This window comes from Pseudomonas sp. FG36 (genome assembly GCF_057809275.1).
This window is the reverse complement of sequence record NZ_JBMDJQ010000001.1, coordinates 1-16,979: the sequence shown is the minus strand read 5'-3', so window position 1 is coordinate 16,979 and position 16,979 is coordinate 1. Positions and strand designations below refer to the sequence as shown.

17 protein-coding genes and 1 riboswitch are annotated in these 16,979 nt (G+C 65.9%); of the genes, 13 read left to right on the top strand and 4 right to left on the bottom strand.

Going from position 1 to position 16,979, the window contains the following annotated elements; all coding sequences use genetic code 11:
* Positions 1-100 precede the first annotated feature (100 nt).
* The gene (locus tag ACODS9_RS00085) at positions 101-1,012 is read right to left on the bottom strand and encodes a LysR substrate-binding domain-containing protein (RefSeq protein ID WP_046855980.1); all 912 of its coding nucleotides are present in this window, start codon (positions 1,010-1,012) and stop codon (positions 101-103) included.
* A gap of 95 nt (positions 1,013-1,107) precedes the next feature.
* Between ACODS9_RS00085 and ACODS9_RS00080 the strand changes: the two genes are divergently transcribed.
* The 8 genes from ACODS9_RS00080 (at position 1,108) to ACODS9_RS00045 (ending at position 10,794) form a co-directional block, all read left to right on the top strand.
* On the top strand, positions 1,108-2,199 hold the full coding sequence (locus tag ACODS9_RS00080; RefSeq protein WP_038705913.1) for a tartrate dehydrogenase: 1,092 nt from the start codon (positions 1,108-1,110) through the stop codon (positions 2,197-2,199).
* Between the two features lie 229 nt (positions 2,200-2,428).
* The gene (locus ACODS9_RS00075; RefSeq protein WP_038705912.1) at positions 2,429-4,027 is read left to right on the top strand and encodes a BCCT family transporter; all 1,599 of its coding nucleotides are present in this window, start codon (positions 2,429-2,431) and stop codon (positions 4,025-4,027) included.
* Positions 4,028-4,132: 105 nt separating this feature from the next.
* The gene (locus tag ACODS9_RS00070) at positions 4,133-5,254 is read left to right on the top strand and encodes an aromatic ring-hydroxylating oxygenase subunit alpha (protein WP_038705911.1); all 1,122 of its coding nucleotides are present in this window, start codon (positions 4,133-4,135) and stop codon (positions 5,252-5,254) included.
* Positions 5,255-5,318: 64 nt separating this feature from the next.
* The gene (locus ACODS9_RS00065; protein ID WP_401105031.1) at positions 5,319-6,293 is read left to right on the top strand and encodes a PDR/VanB family oxidoreductase; all 975 of its coding nucleotides are present in this window, start codon (positions 5,319-5,321) and stop codon (positions 6,291-6,293) included.
* 197 nt (positions 6,294-6,490) lie between these two features.
* Positions 6,491-7,651 carry an acetyltransferase domain-containing protein gene (locus ACODS9_RS00060; RefSeq protein WP_489092949.1) on the top strand — a complete coding sequence of 387 codons (1,161 nt, stop codon included), beginning with the start codon at positions 6,491-6,493 and terminating at the stop codon, positions 7,649-7,651.
* A gap of 27 nt (positions 7,652-7,678) precedes the next feature.
* A riboswitch (cobalamin riboswitch) is annotated at positions 7,679-7,876 on the top strand.
* Positions 7,877-7,985: 109 nt separating this feature from the next.
* Positions 7,986-8,999: an ABC transporter substrate-binding protein gene (locus ACODS9_RS00055; protein ID WP_401110513.1), complete on the top strand. Its 1,014-nt coding sequence runs from the start codon at positions 7,986-7,988 to the stop codon at positions 8,997-8,999.
* On the top strand, positions 8,996-10,012 hold the full coding sequence (locus tag ACODS9_RS00050; RefSeq protein ID WP_401110515.1) for a FecCD family ABC transporter permease: 1,017 nt from the start codon (positions 8,996-8,998) through the stop codon (positions 10,010-10,012). Before ACODS9_RS00055 ends, ACODS9_RS00050 begins: the two co-directional genes overlap by 4 nt.
* The gene (locus ACODS9_RS00045) at positions 10,009-10,794 is read left to right on the top strand and encodes an ABC transporter ATP-binding protein (protein ID WP_489092948.1); all 786 of its coding nucleotides are present in this window, start codon (positions 10,009-10,011) and stop codon (positions 10,792-10,794) included. The genes ACODS9_RS00050 and ACODS9_RS00045 overlap by 4 nt, the downstream gene beginning before the upstream one ends.
* 111 nt (positions 10,795-10,905) lie before the next feature.
* Here ACODS9_RS00045 and ACODS9_RS00040 read toward each other — a convergent pair whose 3' ends face one another.
* The 3 genes from ACODS9_RS00040 to ACODS9_RS00030 form a co-directional block, all read right to left on the bottom strand.
* On the bottom strand, positions 10,906-11,226 hold the full coding sequence (locus ACODS9_RS00040; RefSeq protein ID WP_489092947.1) for a hypothetical protein: 321 nt from the start codon (positions 11,224-11,226) through the stop codon (positions 10,906-10,908).
* 136 nt (positions 11,227-11,362) lie between these two features.
* Entirely contained in the window at positions 11,363-11,797 is a 435-nt protein-coding gene (locus ACODS9_RS00035) for a bleomycin resistance protein (protein WP_489092946.1), read from the bottom strand.
* A gap of 47 nt (positions 11,798-11,844) precedes the next feature.
* The gene (locus tag ACODS9_RS00030; protein ID WP_023631227.1) at positions 11,845-12,216 is read right to left on the bottom strand and encodes a GFA family protein; all 372 of its coding nucleotides are present in this window, start codon (positions 12,214-12,216) and stop codon (positions 11,845-11,847) included.
* Between the two features lie 166 nt (positions 12,217-12,382).
* Here ACODS9_RS00030 and ACODS9_RS00025 point away from each other — a divergent pair, with 166 nt between their 5' ends.
* The 5 genes from ACODS9_RS00025 (at position 12,383) to ACODS9_RS00005 (ending at position 16,930) form a co-directional block, all read left to right on the top strand.
* The gene (locus tag ACODS9_RS00025; RefSeq protein ID WP_156177603.1) at positions 12,383-12,538 is read left to right on the top strand and encodes a hypothetical protein; all 156 of its coding nucleotides are present in this window, start codon (positions 12,383-12,385) and stop codon (positions 12,536-12,538) included.
* Positions 12,539-12,594: 56 nt separating this feature from the next.
* Positions 12,595-13,074 carry a hypothetical protein gene (locus ACODS9_RS00020; protein WP_489092945.1) on the top strand — a complete coding sequence of 160 codons (480 nt, stop codon included), beginning with the start codon at positions 12,595-12,597 and terminating at the stop codon, positions 13,072-13,074.
* Positions 13,075-13,242: 168 nt separating this feature from the next.
* Positions 13,243-14,817, top strand: coding sequence for a GGDEF domain-containing protein (locus ACODS9_RS00015; RefSeq protein WP_489092944.1), 1,575 nt, complete (start codon positions 13,243-13,245; stop codon positions 14,815-14,817).
* Between the two features lie 177 nt (positions 14,818-14,994).
* On the top strand, positions 14,995-15,447 hold the full coding sequence (locus ACODS9_RS00010) for a hypothetical protein (protein ID WP_489092943.1): 453 nt from the start codon (positions 14,995-14,997) through the stop codon (positions 15,445-15,447).
* Between the two features lie 148 nt (positions 15,448-15,595).
* Positions 15,596-16,930 carry an MFS transporter gene (locus ACODS9_RS00005; protein ID WP_401110542.1) on the top strand — a complete coding sequence of 445 codons (1,335 nt, stop codon included), beginning with the start codon at positions 15,596-15,598 and terminating at the stop codon, positions 16,928-16,930.
* The last annotated feature ends 49 nt before the right edge of the window (positions 16,931-16,979 follow it).

The following is a 16,979-nucleotide window of genomic DNA, read 5'->3' as shown; positions in this document are numbered from 1 at the left end:
GGCGCGCACGATCACAAAAACTGACTACAAAGTCAAGTTAACGATCGTAGGGTGCCTCTGCAAGTCAAGCAGACAACTTGTCGCGGGGCGTCGCGAAGGGTCAATCCGGCAAGCGATAGCGCTCGGCGAAGTACTGGCGGAAGAACTCCACCGCCACCCGCACCTTGGCTGAACCTGCCAACGGCGCCGTATACACCGCCCAGATATCCGCCGCCTGCTGGTACTCGGGCAGCACCTGCACCAGGCGCCCATCGGCGATGCTGTCATGCACGTCCCACCAGGAGCGCAGCAGGATCCCTCGCCCGTCCAGGCACCACTGGTGCGCCACCTCGCCGTGGTTGCTGGAAAGCCCGCCGGTGACGCGCACGCTTTCCTCGCCCTGGGGGCCTTCCAGGTGCCACAGGCCGAACGGGTGGTCGCGCTCCTTGATCACCAGGCAGTCATGGCTGGCCAGGTCGGCCAGCACCCGCGGCGTGCCATGCGCGGCCAGGTAGCCAGGGGCGGCGCACAGCACCCGACGGTTGCGTGCCAGGGGTTTGGCGATCAGGTGCGGGGCGATGACGTTGCCGACGCGGATGTCCAGGTCCACCCCTTCGGCGATCAGGTCCACCAGGCGGTCATGCACATCCAGGCGGATGTCCAGCCCAGGGTAGCGCGCCGCCAGCTCCGACAGCGCCGGCGCCACGAAGCGCCGCCCCAGCCCCAGGCTGCTGGCGATGCGCAGTTGCCCCGCCGGCTCGCGCTGGCCGGCGTTGAGGTCGTCGTCCATGCGCCGCAGGGTCTCGAAGATCTGCTGCGCCCACTGGTACACGCGCTCGCCCTCCTCGCTCACCGTCACCCGCCGGGTGGTGCGGTGCAGCAGGCGTACGCCGAGGCTTTCCTCCAGCAGGCGAATACGCTTGCTGATGAATGCCGCCGACATGCCGCGCTCGTCCGCCACCGCGGCGAAGCTGGCGCGGCGGGCCACCTGCAGGAAGATGTCGAGGTCATCCAGGTTCGGCAGATTATTCACGTTTCGTGCACCAAGAATTGATGGATTGCCGGATTATCTCCGAAGCACAGCCTTATAGCATGGTCTGCATCTTCCCTAGACACGAGATGCGCCCCATGACCAAGACCTTCAAGATCGCCGCCATCCCCGGTGACGGCATCGGCAACGAAGTCCTCCCCGAAGGCCTGCGCGTGGTCGAGGCCGCCGCCCGCAAGCACGGCCTGGACCTGCAGTTCGAGTTCTTCGAATGGGCCAGCTGCGATTACTACCTGGCCCACGGCAAGATGATGCCCGACGACTGGTTCGACCAGCTCAAGGGCTTCGACGCCCTGTACTTCGGCGCCGTCGGCTGGCCCGACAAGGTCCCGGACCACATCTCGCTGTGGGGCTCCCTGCTCAAGTTCCGCCGCGACTTCGACCAGTACGTGAACATCCGCCCGGTGCGCCTGTTCCCCGGCGTGCCCTGCCCGCTGGCGAACAAGCAGCCCGGCGACATCGACTTCGTGGTGATCCGCGAGAACACCGAGGGCGAATACTCCTCCCTGGGCGGGCGCATGTTCGAAGGCACTGACAACGAGTTCGTGCTGCAGGAGTCGGTGTTCACCCGTCGCGGCGTCGACCGCATCCTCAAGTACGCCTTCGACGTGGCGCAGACCCGCGAGCGCAAGCACGTGACCTCGGCGACCAAGTCCAACGGCATGGCCGTGAGCATGCCCTACTGGGACGAGCGCACCGCCGCCATGGCCGCCCACTATCCCGAGATCAGCTGGGACAAGCAGCACATCGACATCCTCTGCGCCCGCTTCGTGCTGCAGCCGGAGCGTTTCGACGTGGTAGTGGCCTCCAACCTGTTCGGTGACATCCTCTCCGACCTCGGCCCGGCGTGCGCCGGCACCATCGGCATCGCGCCGTCGGCCAACCTCAACCCCGAGCGCAAGTTCCCCTCGCTGTTCGAGCCGGTGCATGGCTCAGCGCCGGACATCTACGGCAAGAACATCGCCAACCCGATCGCGATGATCTGGTCCGGCGCGCTGATGCTCGAGTTCCTCGGCCAGGAAAACAACGATGCCCGCTACCAGGCGGCCCACGACGACATCCTCAAGGCCATCGAGACGGTGATCGCCAACGGCGATACCACCCGTGACATGGGCGGCAGCCGTTCGACCCAGGAAGTGGGCAAGGCCATTGCCGAGCTGCTCGGCGCCTGATTTGGCGCTAGGTAATCGCGGGGCCGATGCGACTTGCCCCGCGATATCGCCAGCCCAATCATCCGGATTGTCCGACGATCCTATTGCCACCCACTTCGATTCAATGCAGAATCTGTCAACCAAAAGATACCTGTTACCTGTTAGTTAACAGAAAGGAAACACAGAACCTCGATACGGACTTCCCAACGCCTGACGCCTACTACAAAAAAAATGCTCCAGGAGACAATTGATGTCCCCCAATAACAAAAAGATCGACGTGTTCCTGATCGCCGTGAGCCTGTTGGCCGTGCTGCTCACCGTGATCGGCCTTGCCGCCTTCCCTGCCCAGGCCGAAAGCCTGGCCAACCAGCTGTTCGAAGTGGCCACCCGCACCTTCGGCACCAGCGTCCAGGTACTGGTGTTCGGCAGTTCCCTGGCTGTGCTGTACCTGGCCTTCAGCAAATACGGCAACATCCGCCTGGGTGCCGGCAAGCCCGAATACTCCACCGCCACCTGGGTGTTCATGTTCATCTGCGCCGGCATGGGTTCCTCGACCCTGTACTGGGGCGTGATGGAGTGGGCCTACTACTACCAGACCCCAGGCCTGAACATCGCGCCGATGTCGGCCAAGGCCCTGGAATACAGCGTCAGCTACTCGTTCTTCCACTGGGGCATCAGCGCCTGGTCGATCTACGCCCTGGCCTCGCTGGCCATGGCCTACCACTTCCATGTGCGCAAGAAGAGCGGCCTCAACCTGGCCTCGATCATCGAAGCAGTCACCGGTTTCAAGGCTACCGGCCCGGTCGGCCGCGCCGTCGACCTGATCTTCCTGCTGACCATGATGGGCGCGCTGACCGTGTCGCTGGCGCTCACCGCCTCGACCCTGACCCGCGGCCTTGCCGACCTGGCCGGCACCCCCAACACCTTCACCGTGCAGTTGCTGGTGATCGGCGCGGTGGCGCTGCTGTTCTCGCTGAGCTCGTACATCGGCATCGATGGCGGCCTGCAGCGCCTGTCGAAGATGGTCTGCATCGGCGCCCTGGTGTTCGCCGCCATCGTCCTGCTGGTCGGGCCGACCCAGTTCACCCTGAACAACACCGCCAATTCCATCGGCCTGATGCTGCAGCACTACGTGCAGATGAGCCTGTTCACCGACCCCGCCGGCGACGGCGCCTTCACCCGCAACTGGACGGTGTTCTACTGGCTGTGGTGGGTGTCCTACGCCCCGGGCGTGGCGATGTTCGTCGCCCGCGTGTCCCGTGGCCGACTGATCAAGGAAGTGGTGTTCGCCCTGCTGCTGGGCGGCAGCTTCGGTTGCTGGTTCTTCTTCGGGGCGCTGGAAAGCTACAGCATGCACCAGTTCATCAACGGCCAGATCGACGTACCCAAGCTGCTCGGCACGCTGGGCGGCGAAGCCGCGGTGACCGACCTGTTGCTGGCCCTGCCCTGGGGCACGCTGTTCCTCGCCGCGTACCTGTTCATCATGGCGGTGTTCTGCGCCTCGCACATGGACGCCGCCGCCTACGCCGTGGCCGCCACCAGCACCCGCAACCTGCGCGAAGGTGAAGACCCAAGCCCCACCCTGCGCCTGTTCTGGTGCGTGGTGCTGACCCTGGTGCCACTGGCCATGCTCTTCGCCAAGGCCTCGCTGTCGACCATGAAGACCGCCGTGGTGCTCACCGCGATCCCGTTCATGGTGATCCTGCTGGTAAAGATCTACGGGTTCTTCAAGTGGCTGGCGGCCGACTACGGCCAGGTGCCGGCGTACCGCATCGAGGAAGAGGCCACCCGCCTGGCGGGTGAGGAACCGCAGCCGCAGGCACCGCGTAGCGCTGCCGTGGTGCACTGAAATACAACCTGGGAGCGGGCTTGCCCGCCCCCGTTCTGGCAAATTTTTTTGCCCAGCTTGTTAACCATCAGATACGCGTTAACCAATAAGAACCGAGATAGAGCCATGAACGATTTCAAACGCCTGCCCGCCGACTTCTGCGCCAACCCCGAGGAGGCCTTCACCCTCCCGGCCAAGTTCTACACCCAGGCCGCCGTCTTCGAACACGAGAAGGAAGCGATCTTCGCCCGCAGCTGGATCTGCGTCGGCCACCGCAGCGAAGTCGCCGAGAAGAACGCCTACATCACCCGCCAGGTGATCGGCGAGAGCATCATCGTCGTGCGGGGCCGCGACGACGTGCTGCGGGCCTTCTACAACGTCTGCCCGCACCGCGGCCACCAACTGCTCGAAGGCAGCGGCAAGGCCAAGAACGTGATCACCTGCCCGTACCACGCCTGGACCTTCAAGCTCGACGGCGAGCTGGCCCATGCGCGCAACTGCGAGAACGTGGCCAACTTCGACAAGGACAATTCAACCCTGGTGCAGCTGCGCGTGGAGGAATACGCCGGCTTCATCTTCATCAACATGGACAACGACGCAGGCTCCGTCGAAGACCAGCTGCCGGGAATGCAGAAGCGCATGCGCGAAGCCTGCGCGGTGATCGACGACCTGCATCTGGCCGCGCGCTTCGTCAGCGACACCCCGGCCAACTGGAAATCCATCGTCGACAACTATTTGGAGTGCTACCACTGTGCCCCGGCCCACCCCGGTTTCTCCGATTCGGTGGACGTCGGCCAGTACAGCCACAGCCTGCACGGCAACTGGACCCTGCAATACGGCCTGGCCAAGCCGTCGGAGCAGTCATTCACCTTCGACGAGTCGGTGAAAGACCCGTCCTTCGCCGGCTTCTGGGCCTGGCCATGCACCATGTTCAACGTACCGCCAGGAGCCAACTTCATGACCGTGATCTACGAGTTCCCGGTCGATGCCGAAACCACCCTGCAGCACTACGACATCTACTTCCTCAACAAGGAACTCAGCGAAGAGCAGCACAAGCTGATCGACTGGTACCGCGAGGTGTTCCGCCCCGAGGACCTGCGGCTGGTCGAGAGCGTGCAGAAAGGCCTGAAGTCCCGCGGCTACCGTGGCCAGGGCCGGATCATGGTCGACGCCCAGCGCAGCGGCGTCAGCGAGCACGGCATCGCCCACTTCCACAACCTGATCGCGGTCGCCCATCTGGACGACTGAACACACCCAAGCTCCCCCGCCCCGCGCCAGGGCCTGGCGCGGGGCTTTGTTGTCGAGGTACGCCATGGCCAAGCAATACGAGATGTTCAAGGTGCGCGTGACCGGTGTGGAACAGGCCACGCCGCAGATCAAGCGCTTCACCCTGGCCCGCGCCGACGGCGGCCCCCTGCCCGCCTTCAGCGGCGGCAGCCACGTGATCGTGCAGATGCAGTCGCCCTGCGGCAGCCAGTTCAGCAATGCCTACTCGCTGATGAGCGACCCGCGTCAATTGCATAGCTACCAGATCGGCGTGCGGCTCGAGGAGCAGTCCAAGGGCGGTTCGGCGTTCATGCACAACCAGGTCGCGGTGGGCAGCGAGCTGACCATCTCCACCCCCAACAACCTGTTCGCCCTGGACGCCGATGCCGGGCGCCATGTGCTGATCGCCGGCGGCATCGGCATTACCCCCTTCCTGGCGCAGTTGCACGAGCTGGAAGGTGGCGCCACTCCCTACGAGCTGCACTACGCCTTCCGCGCCCCGGAACACGGCGCCTTCCAGGGCGACCTGGAACAAGGCCCGCATGCCGGCAACACGCGGTTCTACATCGACAGCCTGGACCGCAAGCTCGACCTCGCCGCGCTGTGCGCGGGCCTGGCCGATGACGCCCACCTCTATGTGTGCGGGCCCAAGCCGCTGATCGACGCGGTGATCGCCACCGCCGCCGCTGCTGGAATCGCCGAATCGCGGGTGCACTGGGAACAGTTCGCCGCCGCCGCGCCGGCCACAGGTGCGGCCTTCACCGTGGTGCTGGCCCGGTCGGGCACCGAACTGCAAGTCGAGGAAGGCATGACCATCCTCCAGGCCATCGAGAAGTCCAAGGCCGCGAAGGTCGAGTGCCTGTGCCGCGAAGGCGTGTGCGGCACCTGCGAGACGGCGATCCTCGAAGGCGAGGCCGAGCATTTCGACCAATACCTCAGCGACGAGGAAAAGGCTGCGCAGCAGAGCATGATGCTGTGCGTGTCGCGGGCGCGCTCGGCGCGGTTGGTGCTGGATCTCTGAGGGGCAAAGTCGGATCGTGTCCCAATGGGGCGAACGATGCCATCTCGGAGCAAGCCCGCTCCTGCAGGAATAGCGCATGACCTGTAGGAACGGGCTTGCCCCGCGATAGCGTCGAGCACGTCGATGCAAATGCGGGCCAGTAGATCAATTAATTGTTATGAGATAACATCTCGCATCCTCTGTTTGCGACTTTTTCAATGGCCAGCCCCCGACTCCCCCAACGCCTGCAAAGCATCGACGCCCTGCGCGGCCTGGTGATCCTGTTCATGCTGCTGGACCACGTGCGCGAAACCTTCTTCCTGCATCGCCAGGTCAGCGACCCGATGACCATCGATGCGATCGACGCCACCGAACCCAGCCTGTTCGCCAGTCGCACCCTGGCGCACCTGTGCGCGCCGGTGTTCGTGCTGCTTACCGGGCTATCGGCCTGGTTGTATGGCGAGAAGTACCAGGGCCGTGGCGATGTCTCGGTGTTCCTGTTCAAACGCGGTCTGTTCCTGGTACTGCTGGAATTCACCCTGGTCAACTTCGCCTGGACCTTCGAGTTGCCTCCGAGCGTGATCTACCTGCAGGTGATCTGGGCCATCGGCCTGAGCATGCTCGCCCTGTCGCTGCTGGTGTGGCTGCCGCGCCCGGCGCTGCTCGCCCTCGGCGCGCTGATCGTCGCCGGTCACAACCTGCTCGATGGCCTGCACTTCGGGCCGGAATCGGCGCTGCATGTGCCATGGGCGATCCTGCATGAGCGCAGTTGGCTGGAGGTGGGCGAACATCTGCGCCTGCGCACGTCCTACCCGCTGTTGCCGTGGATCGGCGTGATCGCCCTGGGTTATGGGCTCGGGCCGTGGTTTGCCCGGGGCAGCGACGCCGGCAAGCGCCAACAGCGCCTGCTATGGGCCGGCGCGGCGTTGCTGCTGGGGTTCGGCGCGCTGCGCCTGCTCAATGGCTACGGCGAAGCCCCCTGGAGCCTCTACGCCAGCGTCGGGCAGACGCTGATGAGCTTCTTCAATATCACCAAGTACCCACCGTCGTTGCTGTTCCTGGCCCTGACCCTCGGCGTCGGCCTGCTCCTGCTGCGCGGCTTCGAGCGTGCCGGCGACGCCCGCTGGATCGGCCCGCTTGCGGTGTTTGGCGCAGCGCCGATGTTCTTCTACCTGCTGCACCTGTATGTGCTCAAGCTGCTGTACGTGGCCTGCGTGGCGCTGTTCGGCCTGAACCAGGGCCGCTATTTCGGTTTCGATGGCATCGGGGCGGTATGGCTGACCGCCGTGCTGCTGCCACTTGCCCTGTACCTGCCGGTGCGCTGGTTCGCCCGGCTGAAAGCGCGCCGGCGCGATATCGCCTGGCTCAAGTACCTGTAAAAGCGTTTTCACCCGACAGCCCGATGGTCTACCATGCCGCCCGCCGGTTTCCACACGGAATCAAAAGGGAATCCCGGGCTCGCCACTGGCGATCCAAAGGGAACTGCCCCCGCAACTGTAGGTGCCGAGCCTGCGCCATCGATGCCACTGGGTCTGCCGACCCGGGAAGGCTGGCGCCGGCCTGGACGCACCAGTCAGGAGACCTGCCGGCACGCATTCACCAACCGGCGGGGTGTCCGGGATGGTCATCCGCCCTGGCCGCGTGCTTGCGCAGGCTGCCGGGCGATGCCTGTCCGTGGGCCATTCCGTGCACCACCCAGGAGATCGCCCCACCATGCCGCACCGCCTCGCCGCCCTCCTCGCCGGCCTGTCCCTGTCGGGCCTGGCCCACGCCAGCACCACCCTGTACCCGCTGACCGTCGACAACTGCGGCATGCCGCAGACCTTCACCCAGGCCCCGCAACGGGCGGTGACCGTCGGCCAGGCCGGCACCGAGCTGCTCTATGCCCTGGGCCTGGGTGAGCGGCTGGCCGGCACCTCGCTGTGGTTCAACAACGTGCTGCCGGAATTCAAGGCGCAGAACGACAAGGTCCCGCGCCTGGCCGACAACGAACCGAGCTTCGAGGCGGTGGTCGGCAAACGTCCGCAACTGGTGACGGCGCAGTTCGAATGGATGATCGGCGCCCAAGGGGCGGTCGGCACCCGCGAACAATTCCAGGAGCTGGGCATCCCCACCTACCTGCTGCCCTCGGACTGCGAGGGCAAGGACAACCTGGTGGGCGCCGACGGCACCCGCCTGCAGCCGTTCAAGGTGCAGAGCATCTACAAGAGCGTCAGCCAGCTGGCCGAGATATTCGACGTGCAGGAGCGTGGCGCGCGCCTGAATGCCGAGCTCCAGGGCCAACTGGAACAGGCCAGGCAGCGCCTGGCCGGCCAGGACCTGGCGCACACCAGCGCGCTGTTCTGGTTCTCCAGCGCCGACCTCAAGACCGACCCCTATGTCGCCGGCCGCCAGGGCGTGGCCGACTACATGCTGCAGACCCTTGGCGTGCGCAACGTGGTCGAGTCCAGCGAAGAATGGCCTACCGTGGGCTGGGAAACCCTGGTCAAAGCCAACCCCACCTGGCTGATCGTCGCGCGCATGGACCGCCGCCGCTACCCGGCCGACGACTACCAGAAAAAACTCGACTTCCTGCGCAGCGACCCGGTCACGCGCAATATGGACGCGGTCAAGCACGGCCGGATCATCGTCCTCGATGCCGACGCCATGCAGGCCGGCATCCGCCTGTTCCGCGGCCTGGACGTGCTGTCCAGCGCCTTCGCCAGCGGTAAAGCACCCCAGCCATGAGCCGCCTGCTGCCCATCAGCCTCTTTGCTTTGCTCGCCCTGTGCCTGGCCATGCTTGCCGGGATTGCCATCGGCGAGACCCGTGTCGGCGCCGAGGCGATCTGGCAGGTGCTGGCCAACCAGCTGTGGCAGGCCGGCCATGGCGTCGACCCGATCGACGCCGGTATCGTCTGGAACTACCGCCTGCCGCGCACCCTGGTCGCCGCCGCCTGCGGCGCGGGGCTGGCGACCTGTGGGGTGATCCTCCAGGCGCTGCTGCGCAACCCGTTGGCCGAGCCGTACCTGCTGGGCCTGTCTGCCGGCGCCTCGACCGGCGCCGTGGCGGTGGGGCTGTTCGGCCTGGGCGGCGCGGTGCTGTCGCTGTCGGCCGGCGCCTTCATCGGCGCGCTGGCGGCGTTCGCCCTGGTGTTGCTGCTATCGCGCGCCAGTGGCAGCCGCCACGACAACGCCCAGGTGATCCTCGCCGGCATCGCCGGCTCGCAGCTGTTCAACGCCCTCACCGCTTTCCTCATCACCAAGTCGGCCACCGCCGAGCAGGCCCGCGGCATCCTTTTCTGGCTGCTGGGCAACCTCAGCGGCGTGCGCTGGCCGTCGGTGTGGCTGGCGGTGCCGGTCGCCCTGTTCGGCCTCGTGATATGCCTGTGGCAGCGCCGCGCACTGGACGCCTTTACCTTCGGCGCCGACTCGGCGGCCTCGCTGGGCGTACCGGTGCGCCGCACACAGCTGCTGCTGATCAGTTGCGCGGCGCTGGTCACCGCGGTGATGGTGTCCATCGTCGGCGCCATCGGCTTCGTCGGCCTGGTCATCCCCCATGCCCTGCGCCTGCTGCTCGGCCCCGGGCACAGCCGCCTGCTGCCGGCCAGCGCCCTGGGCGGTGCGCTGTTCCTGATCATCGCCGACATCCTCTCGCGCACCCTGATCACCGGCCAGGTGATCCCGGTGGGCGTGGTCACGGCCTTGATCGGCGCACCGGTGTTCGCGCTGATCCTGATCAGCCGCAGGGGGCGCCCATGAGTGTGATGACCACCATCGCCGACGCGCCGCTCACCTGCCAAGGGCTCGGCCTGCGCCTGGGCGGACGCGACGTGCTGCAGGGGGTCGACCTGAGCGTGATGCCCGGCGAAACCCTCGGCGTGGTCGGCCCCAACGGCTCGGGCAAGTCCACCCTGCTCAAGCTGCTCGCCGGCCTGCGCACGCCCAGCAGTGGCAGCGTGCGCCTGCTCGGCCAAGCGCTGGAGCGCATGCCGCGCCGGCATGTCGCCCAGCGCCTGGCCCTGGTCGAGCAACAGGCCGACACCCTGGACGCCATCAGTGTCTACGACGCCGTCGCCCTGGGCCGCACGCCCTGGCTCTCGGCCCTGGCACCGTTCGGCAACGATGACCGCGCCATCGTCGACCAGGCGCTGGCCGACGCCGACGCCAGCCACCTGCGCCGACGGCTATGGGGCGAACTGTCTGGCGGCGAGCGCCAGCGCGTGCATATCGCCCGGGCCCTGGCGCAACGGCCGCAGGTGCTGTTGCTGGACGAGCCGACCAACCATCTCGATATCCAGCACCAGCTCGGCTTGCTGCGCCAGGTGCAGGCGCTACCGGTGACGACGCTGGTGGCGCTGCATGATCTCAACCAGGCACTGACTTGCGACCGATTGGCCGTGCTCGATCAGGGGCGGCTGGTTGCGCTAGGCAAGCCGGAAGCGGTGTTGACGCCGGAGCGGTTGCTGGGGACGTTTGGGGTGCGGGGGCACTACCTGGTCGATCCGTATGATGGGGCGCGGCTTTTGCGGTTTTGGGCCTGAGTCGGCATGGAAAGCGCCGCTGACGCGGCGCATCGCCGGCAAGCCGGCTCCCACGCCGAACGCGCCAGCCTGAAGCCATGCGCCGTCCTGTGGGAGTCGACTTGGCGGCGATCAGGCCGGCTGGTTTACCTGCGGCAGCTTCCAGACCTGCATCTCCTGCGGCGTCAGGCTGGCCAGCACCTGCATGAAGGTTTCGGTCAGCTCGCTGCTGACATTACCGTGGGCGCGGTAGTTGCTCAGCAGATAGCGCTTTACCGTATTCGGCCAGTTGTTCGCCAGATGGGCAGCCTTGATGATGCCCTTGGCGTCCTGATAGTTGGCAGCGGGCTTGACCTGGGTCAGCCGGTGCTCGAAGTGGCCGAAGCTCCAGTCGTCCTCGCGAGCCTCGAATTCGTCCAGCAGTTTCACCTTGTACAACGCAAGCTCGGGCATGCGTGATCTCCTTGTGATGGGGTGGAAGGAGACGGTAGGCGAATACGCCGGGAATGGAAATGAACACGGTGTTGAGCATGGCGGGTGTCGGTTGGGACGGCCTGTCAGACGCCGGCTGCAGGGGCCGGTGCAAGGGCTACCGCGCGGATAACGCAACCGGGCGCTCGCCCAGTTTCTGCGCCAGCCGCAACAGGTAGCCATCCGGGTCCTGGACCAGGAACTGGCGCAACCCCACTTCGACGGCATCTGCGCGATACCAGACGTCCTCGCACGCCTGGAACAACGGCCAGCGATGGCGCTCCAGCCGTTCGAGCAGCGGCGCGACCGCAGCGACATCGATCAGCAGGTTGATTCCCCGCCCGAAGGGCTTTTCCAGCGGCCCGGTGAGCCAGTGATCATCGGCATCGAGCTGCTCGAGCATCACCTGCGCGCCGTGCAGGTCGAGGTAGGCGAAACGCTGCTCCGGGCGTTGGTAGGCAATCTCGAAGCCCAGCAGCGATACCCAGAAATCCAGGCTGCTGTCGAGGTCGCTGACGATCAGTTCGGGCACCATTGTGTTGCGCTGTAGCATGCGGGTCGTCCTTGAGGGGTATGGGCAAGCGGACGACATGATAACGCTTACCCCAACTTCCACCAGCGTGGCCGGCAAGCACGAAACGAATGCGATGTGGGCCGCAAGGCCTGGGCGCCTTTGGCATCAAAGCAGCCCAGCAGCAAGGCCACCGTGGGGGCGTCATCCACCGCGCCAAGGGAACTGCCGCAGGTGGCGCAGAACGCGCGGCTGGAAGCGTCGGAGGAACGGTACAGCGCCGGAGCACCGCCCTCCCCGGTCCAGGCGACCGCCGCCTTGTCGAACTCGACCCAGCATAGGGTCAGGCTGCCGGAGTGGCGCTGGCACTGCCCGCACGAGCAGGTATGCGGAAACCGCGGCTCGCCCGTGGCGCTGAAACGGATGCGGCCGCACAGGCAGCCGCCTTTGTAGGTAGTCATCGGGTCGCCTTCCTTGGGGGCCAGGATTGCCGCACAATAGCCAACTTCGCGCGCATGAACCGCCGTAAAAGTGTTACGCCGTATGGCATCCTGGCCTGCGCGCCCGCGCCACTGCTAAAGTGCGCGCCGCGGCCCTCCCGGCCCCAGCAATGATGGAAACCTGCCGATGGAAAGAATGATCCAGTTCGTGGCGGTGGTGGTGGTCTGCACCAGCATCGGCATCGCCTGCGAGCACTACGAAGTGAACCGCTACCTGAAATGGCTGCTGATGGCCCTGCCGGCGATTGTCTGGGTGCGCCTGCGCAATCCGTTGCAACGCTGAATTTGCGCATGGGTTTGCAGTAAACTCGCAGGCCTTACCGTGCCCAAGGCTGCCCCATGCCCCGCCTGACCCGATTGCTGTTGCCCGTGCTCCTGCTCGGCGCCCTCGCCGCCTGCGACCAGAAGCCCAGCCGCGAGGAACAGATCCTCGCCAACCTGCCCTTGCAGGAAGCCTACGACCACAACATCGAGCGCATGGCCGGGCTGCTGGCCATGACCCACGCGCAGGTGCCCCAGGACAAGATCAAGGAAGTGCTGCGCAAGCACCTCACCGTCGAGGATCAGCGCCAGGACCTGTTCAAGCTGTACAGCGAGGAGCACTTCGACGACGCCGAGTTCGCCAGCATCGTCCAGGCCACCCGCGACCCGGCCAAGGCCAAGGAGCTTGGCCAGAGCGACGAGGGCAAGCGCTTGAGCGAGAAGCTCACCCGGCTGATGCGCGAGAGCGCCAGCGATCCCCAGGTCCAGGCCCTGGCGCAGACGCGCATGCAGCAGGTCGAGGATGACCTGCGGGCATTGCAGCTGGCCGCGCCCTGATATCTGGAGGGATCTGAAAACAACTGCAGTAAAGTCTGTGATTGTTGTGGGAAATCGGAGCACCCACCATCATCCAACCCTGCAATTGTCCGCCTGCATGGTTCACCTTGCACCTGGCGCGTAAGGTAAGGGACCTGCTGCCCCCCATGAGGCCAAGGATTGCGATATATGCCCCCCCACGCTCGGCGCCCCGACCTGCGCACACTCATACTCGCGCTCTGCGCCATCACCGCGCTGGTGATGCTGCTGGCCAGTTACTTCGCCAGCTACCGGGTGCAACGCCAACTGCTGATCGACAGCGCCCTGGAAGCCAACAGGGCCTACGCCGCCAAGCTGGCCGCGGTGACCGAGACCACCCTGGCCAATGCCCTGCAGCAACTGGCCTACAGCGCCAGCCAATGTGCCCGGCACGCCGATGACGATAGCCTGGTACAGGCTGAGATCGATCGCCTGCAACAGCAAAGCAACCTGTTCAACTCCACCTTGCGGGTCAACGCCCAAGGTGTGGTGCGTACGCTTGTGCCAGCGCCGCTGCAGCACCTGGCCGGTATCCAGGCCAGCTCGGCCGCGTCCCGGGAAGCCTTGCGCGAGCGCCGCACGCTGGTGTCCACGCCCTTCCTGTCGGCGGCCGGCAACCTGTTGGTGATCATGTCGCAGCCGATCTTCGACGCCGACGGGCGCTACCAGGGCTATATCGGCGGCAGCCTGTACCTGCGTGAACGAAACTTGCTCAACAGCCTGCTGGGCACGCACTTCTACCAGAACGGCGCCTACCTCTACGTGATCGATCGCAACCGTCGACTGCTGTTCCACCCCGACAGCCAGCGGGTCGGCACCCTGGTGGGCGACAACCCCTTGGTCGACGACCTGCCTGGCCTGGACCAAGGCACCCGGCGGCTGGTCAACAGCCAGGGCGTGGAGATGCTTGCCGGTTTCGCCACGGTGCCCAGCACCGGCTGGGCCATTGTTTCCCAGCAACCACTGCAACAGACCGTGGCGCCGCTGCGTCACCTGATCCTCAATGTCATCGCCATTTCCACGCCACTGGCCCTGCTCGGCTGCCTGCTGCTGTGCTGGCTGACGCAAGTCATTGCCCACCCGCTCAGGCAACTGGCCACGGTCGCCCGGGGCCCGGGCGAGCAGCAGACCACCGAGCGCATCCACCAGGTCCGCGCCTGGTACGCCGAGGCCGCAGAGCTCAAGCGCGCCCTGCTGTTCGGCCTGAACCTGTTGCAGGAGCGCATCGGCCGGCTCAACCATGACGCCCAGACCGACCCACTCACCGGACTGTTGAACCGTCGCGGGCTGCAGCAGGCACTGCGCTTGCTGCAGGCCGAGAAACGCGGCTTCGCCGTGGTGGTGCTGGACATAGACCATTTCAAGCGGATCAACGACAGCCACGGCCACGACATCGGTGACCTGGTCTTGCAGCGGTTGGCGGGCCTGATGCGTGGCACCTGCCGTCAGGGCGACCTGCTGTGCCGCACCGGCGGCGAGGAGTTCCTGATGCTCCTGCCGGGCGCAGGGCTGGAAGTGGCGACCGCCATCGCCGGCCACCTGCGCCTGACCGTGGAACAGACTGCTATCGAGCCTATCGGTGGGATCACGCTGTCACTGGGCGTTGCCAGCTGGCAGCCTCAGGCAGGTGAAGAACCTGCGGATACCCTGCGCAAGGCTGACCAGGCGCTGTACCGGGCCAAGCAGAAAGGGCGCAACCGCGTGTGTATCGACAGTCAGGCCTGATGTCGAGGCGAAAAACGCCCTCAGTCGACAGGCTGGAGTAGTATCCCGCGCTTTTGCTCAAGGTGGAGTGAGGGGAAGCCTTCCCCCCTGAAGAATGAAGCGCCAGCCACGTTAAGCTACTGCCCCTTTTCAAACCGGTACACGCAGGTACCGGTGTTTGCCTCCAAGGACGTTCCCGTGTCGAAGATCCAGCGTTTCACCCTCCTCCCCCTGGCAGCGCTTGGCCTGCTCACCCTCGTGGCCTGCAGCGCCAACCCCGAGGCCAGGGCAAAAGTCGACGCCGCCGCCCTGGCCGGCTTCACGGCGGCCATGCAGAGCGCCCTCATCAACCGCATCGATGCCGCCAACCAAGGCACACTGGTCGGCGTGGTCACGCTCAAGCTCACCCTGGACCGGAACAATCGCCCCACCGCCTGCAAGGCCGTGCGCAGTTCGCCCGCCCATGAACGGCTGCTGCCCATCTGGGCCAATGCCTCACCCCTGAGCCAATTGAAGCAACTGGTCGAGCATGAATGCTGGAGAACCACCTACCCGCCCGTTCCTGACAGCCTGTTCGAAGATGGTCATGTCGATGTCATCGCGCCTCTGGTACTCATGCCTCGCCTGCCAACCCCCATGCCATTGCACTGAACCCGGCATCCGGTGCTAACAGGCATCCGGATGTCGCCCCCGACAAAGCACCCTCGCCCTACCGCTAGTCTACTGGCTTGAGAACAACGACGCCGCGCCTGAGCGCGGCGCATCCGTCCAGGCTGCCAAGACCACCGGAGAGCACCCCATGTCCATCGTCCACGAGGTCCCACCCGCCACTTTGCGGCGGGTGATCGCCGCCTCGGCCATCGGCAATTTCGTCGAGTGGTTCGACTTCGCCGTCTACGGTTTCCTCGCCACCCTGATCGCCAGCCAGTTCTTCGCCAGCGAGGATGCCAGTGTCGCCCTGCTCAAGACCTTCGCCGTGTTTGCCGTGGCCTTCGCCTTGCGCCCGCTGGGCGGCATCGTGTTCGGCGCGCTGGGCGACCGTCTCGGGCGCAAGCGCATCCTGTCGCTGACCATCCTGCTGATGGCCGGCTCCACCACGCTGATCGGCCTGCTGCCGACCTATGCCAGCATCGGCGTGCTGGCCCCGGCGCTGCTCACCCTTGCCCGTTGCCTGCAGGGGTTTTCCGCGGGGGGTGAATATGCCGGCGCTTGCGCCTACCTGATGGAGCACGCGCCACGGGGCCGGCGCGCGTTCTACGGCAGCTTCGTGCCGGTCTCGACCTTCTCCGCCTTCGCCTGCGCGGCAGTCATCGCCTATGGCCTGGAGGCGAGCCTCACACCCGAGGCGATGAATGCCTGGGGTTGGCGTATTCCGTTCCTGGTCGCCGCGCCCCTGGGCCTGGTCGGCCTCTACCTGCGCTGGCGCATGGAGGAAACCCCGGCGTTTCGCCAGGCAATCGCCGAAGGCAAGGCGCACAGCCATTCGCCGCTGGGCGACACCCTGCGCCACCATGGCCGCACCATCCGCAACCTTGGCGCGTTCATATCACTGACGGCGCTGTCGTTCTACATGTTCACCACCTACTTCGCCACCTACCTGCAGACGGTCGGCCACCTGAGCCGCGCCCAGGCGCTACTGGTCTCGACCGTGGCGCTGCTGTTCGCCGCGGCCGGCTGCCCGCTGGCGGGCGCCTTTTCCGATCGTGTCGGGCGGCGCCGGACCATCGGCTTCACTTGCCTCTGGGTGATGATCGCAGTGTTCCCGGCCTACTGGCTGGCCAGTTCGGGGTCGCTGGCGGGGGCATTGCTGGGGGTGATCCTGCTGGCCATCGGCGCGCTGATGAGTGGCGTGGTAACCGCCGCGCTGCTGTCGGAGTGTTTCCCCACGCGCAGCCGCTACACCGCCTCGGCGATCACCTACAACGTCGCCTACACCCTGTTTGGCGGTACCGCGCCGCTAGTGGCGACCTGGTTGATCGAACAGAGCGGCAGCCGCCTGGCGCCGGCGTTCTACCTGGTGGTGATTGCCTTGCTGGCGTTGATCGGCGGGCTGGCGTTGCCGGAGACCGCGCAGGTTTCGCTGCACGAGGAAAACCCGGGCACCGACCCGTTGCAGGCATCCCAGGGGCTTTAAGACGGGGATAGCAAGCATCGCGGGGCATGTCGCATCGGCGGTGCGCCTA

What these genes read in the sequence shown, in the direction of transcription:
- ACODS9_RS00080 (WP_038705913.1), top strand. Translation starts at nt 1,108, where the DNA reads ATGACCAAGACCTTCAAGATCGCCGCCATCCCCGGTGACGGCATCGGC.
- ACODS9_RS00070 (WP_038705911.1), top strand. Translation starts at nt 4,133, where the DNA reads ATGAACGATTTCAAACGCCTGCCCGCCGACTTCTGCGCCAACCCCGAG.
- ACODS9_RS00040 (WP_489092947.1), bottom strand. Translation starts at nt 11,226, where the DNA reads ATGCCCGAGCTTGCGTTGTACAAGGTGAAACTGCTGGACGAATTCGAG.
- ACODS9_RS00060 (WP_489092949.1), top strand. Translation starts at nt 6,491, where the DNA reads ATGGCCAGCCCCCGACTCCCCCAACGCCTGCAAAGCATCGACGCCCTG.
- ACODS9_RS00055 (WP_401110513.1), top strand. Translation starts at nt 7,986, where the DNA reads ATGCCGCACCGCCTCGCCGCCCTCCTCGCCGGCCTGTCCCTGTCGGGC.
- ACODS9_RS00075 (WP_038705912.1), top strand. Translation starts at nt 2,429, where the DNA reads ATGTCCCCCAATAACAAAAAGATCGACGTGTTCCTGATCGCCGTGAGC.
- ACODS9_RS00065 (WP_401105031.1), top strand. Translation starts at nt 5,319, where the DNA reads ATGGCCAAGCAATACGAGATGTTCAAGGTGCGCGTGACCGGTGTGGAA.
- ACODS9_RS00035 (WP_489092946.1), bottom strand. Translation starts at nt 11,797, where the DNA reads ATGCTACAGCGCAACACAATGGTGCCCGAACTGATCGTCAGCGACCTC.
- ACODS9_RS00015 (WP_489092944.1), top strand. Translation starts at nt 13,243, where the DNA reads ATGCCCCCCCACGCTCGGCGCCCCGACCTGCGCACACTCATACTCGCG.
- ACODS9_RS00045 (WP_489092948.1), top strand. Translation starts at nt 10,009, where the DNA reads ATGAGTGTGATGACCACCATCGCCGACGCGCCGCTCACCTGCCAAGGG.
- ACODS9_RS00005 (WP_401110542.1), top strand. Translation starts at nt 15,596, where the DNA reads ATGTCCATCGTCCACGAGGTCCCACCCGCCACTTTGCGGCGGGTGATC.
- ACODS9_RS00030 (WP_023631227.1), bottom strand. Translation starts at nt 12,216, where the DNA reads ATGACTACCTACAAAGGCGGCTGCCTGTGCGGCCGCATCCGTTTCAGC.
- ACODS9_RS00050 (WP_401110515.1), top strand. Translation starts at nt 8,996, where the DNA reads ATGAGCCGCCTGCTGCCCATCAGCCTCTTTGCTTTGCTCGCCCTGTGC.
- ACODS9_RS00020 (WP_489092945.1), top strand. Translation starts at nt 12,595, where the DNA reads ATGCCCCGCCTGACCCGATTGCTGTTGCCCGTGCTCCTGCTCGGCGCC.
- ACODS9_RS00025 (WP_156177603.1), top strand. Translation starts at nt 12,383, where the DNA reads ATGGAAAGAATGATCCAGTTCGTGGCGGTGGTGGTGGTCTGCACCAGC.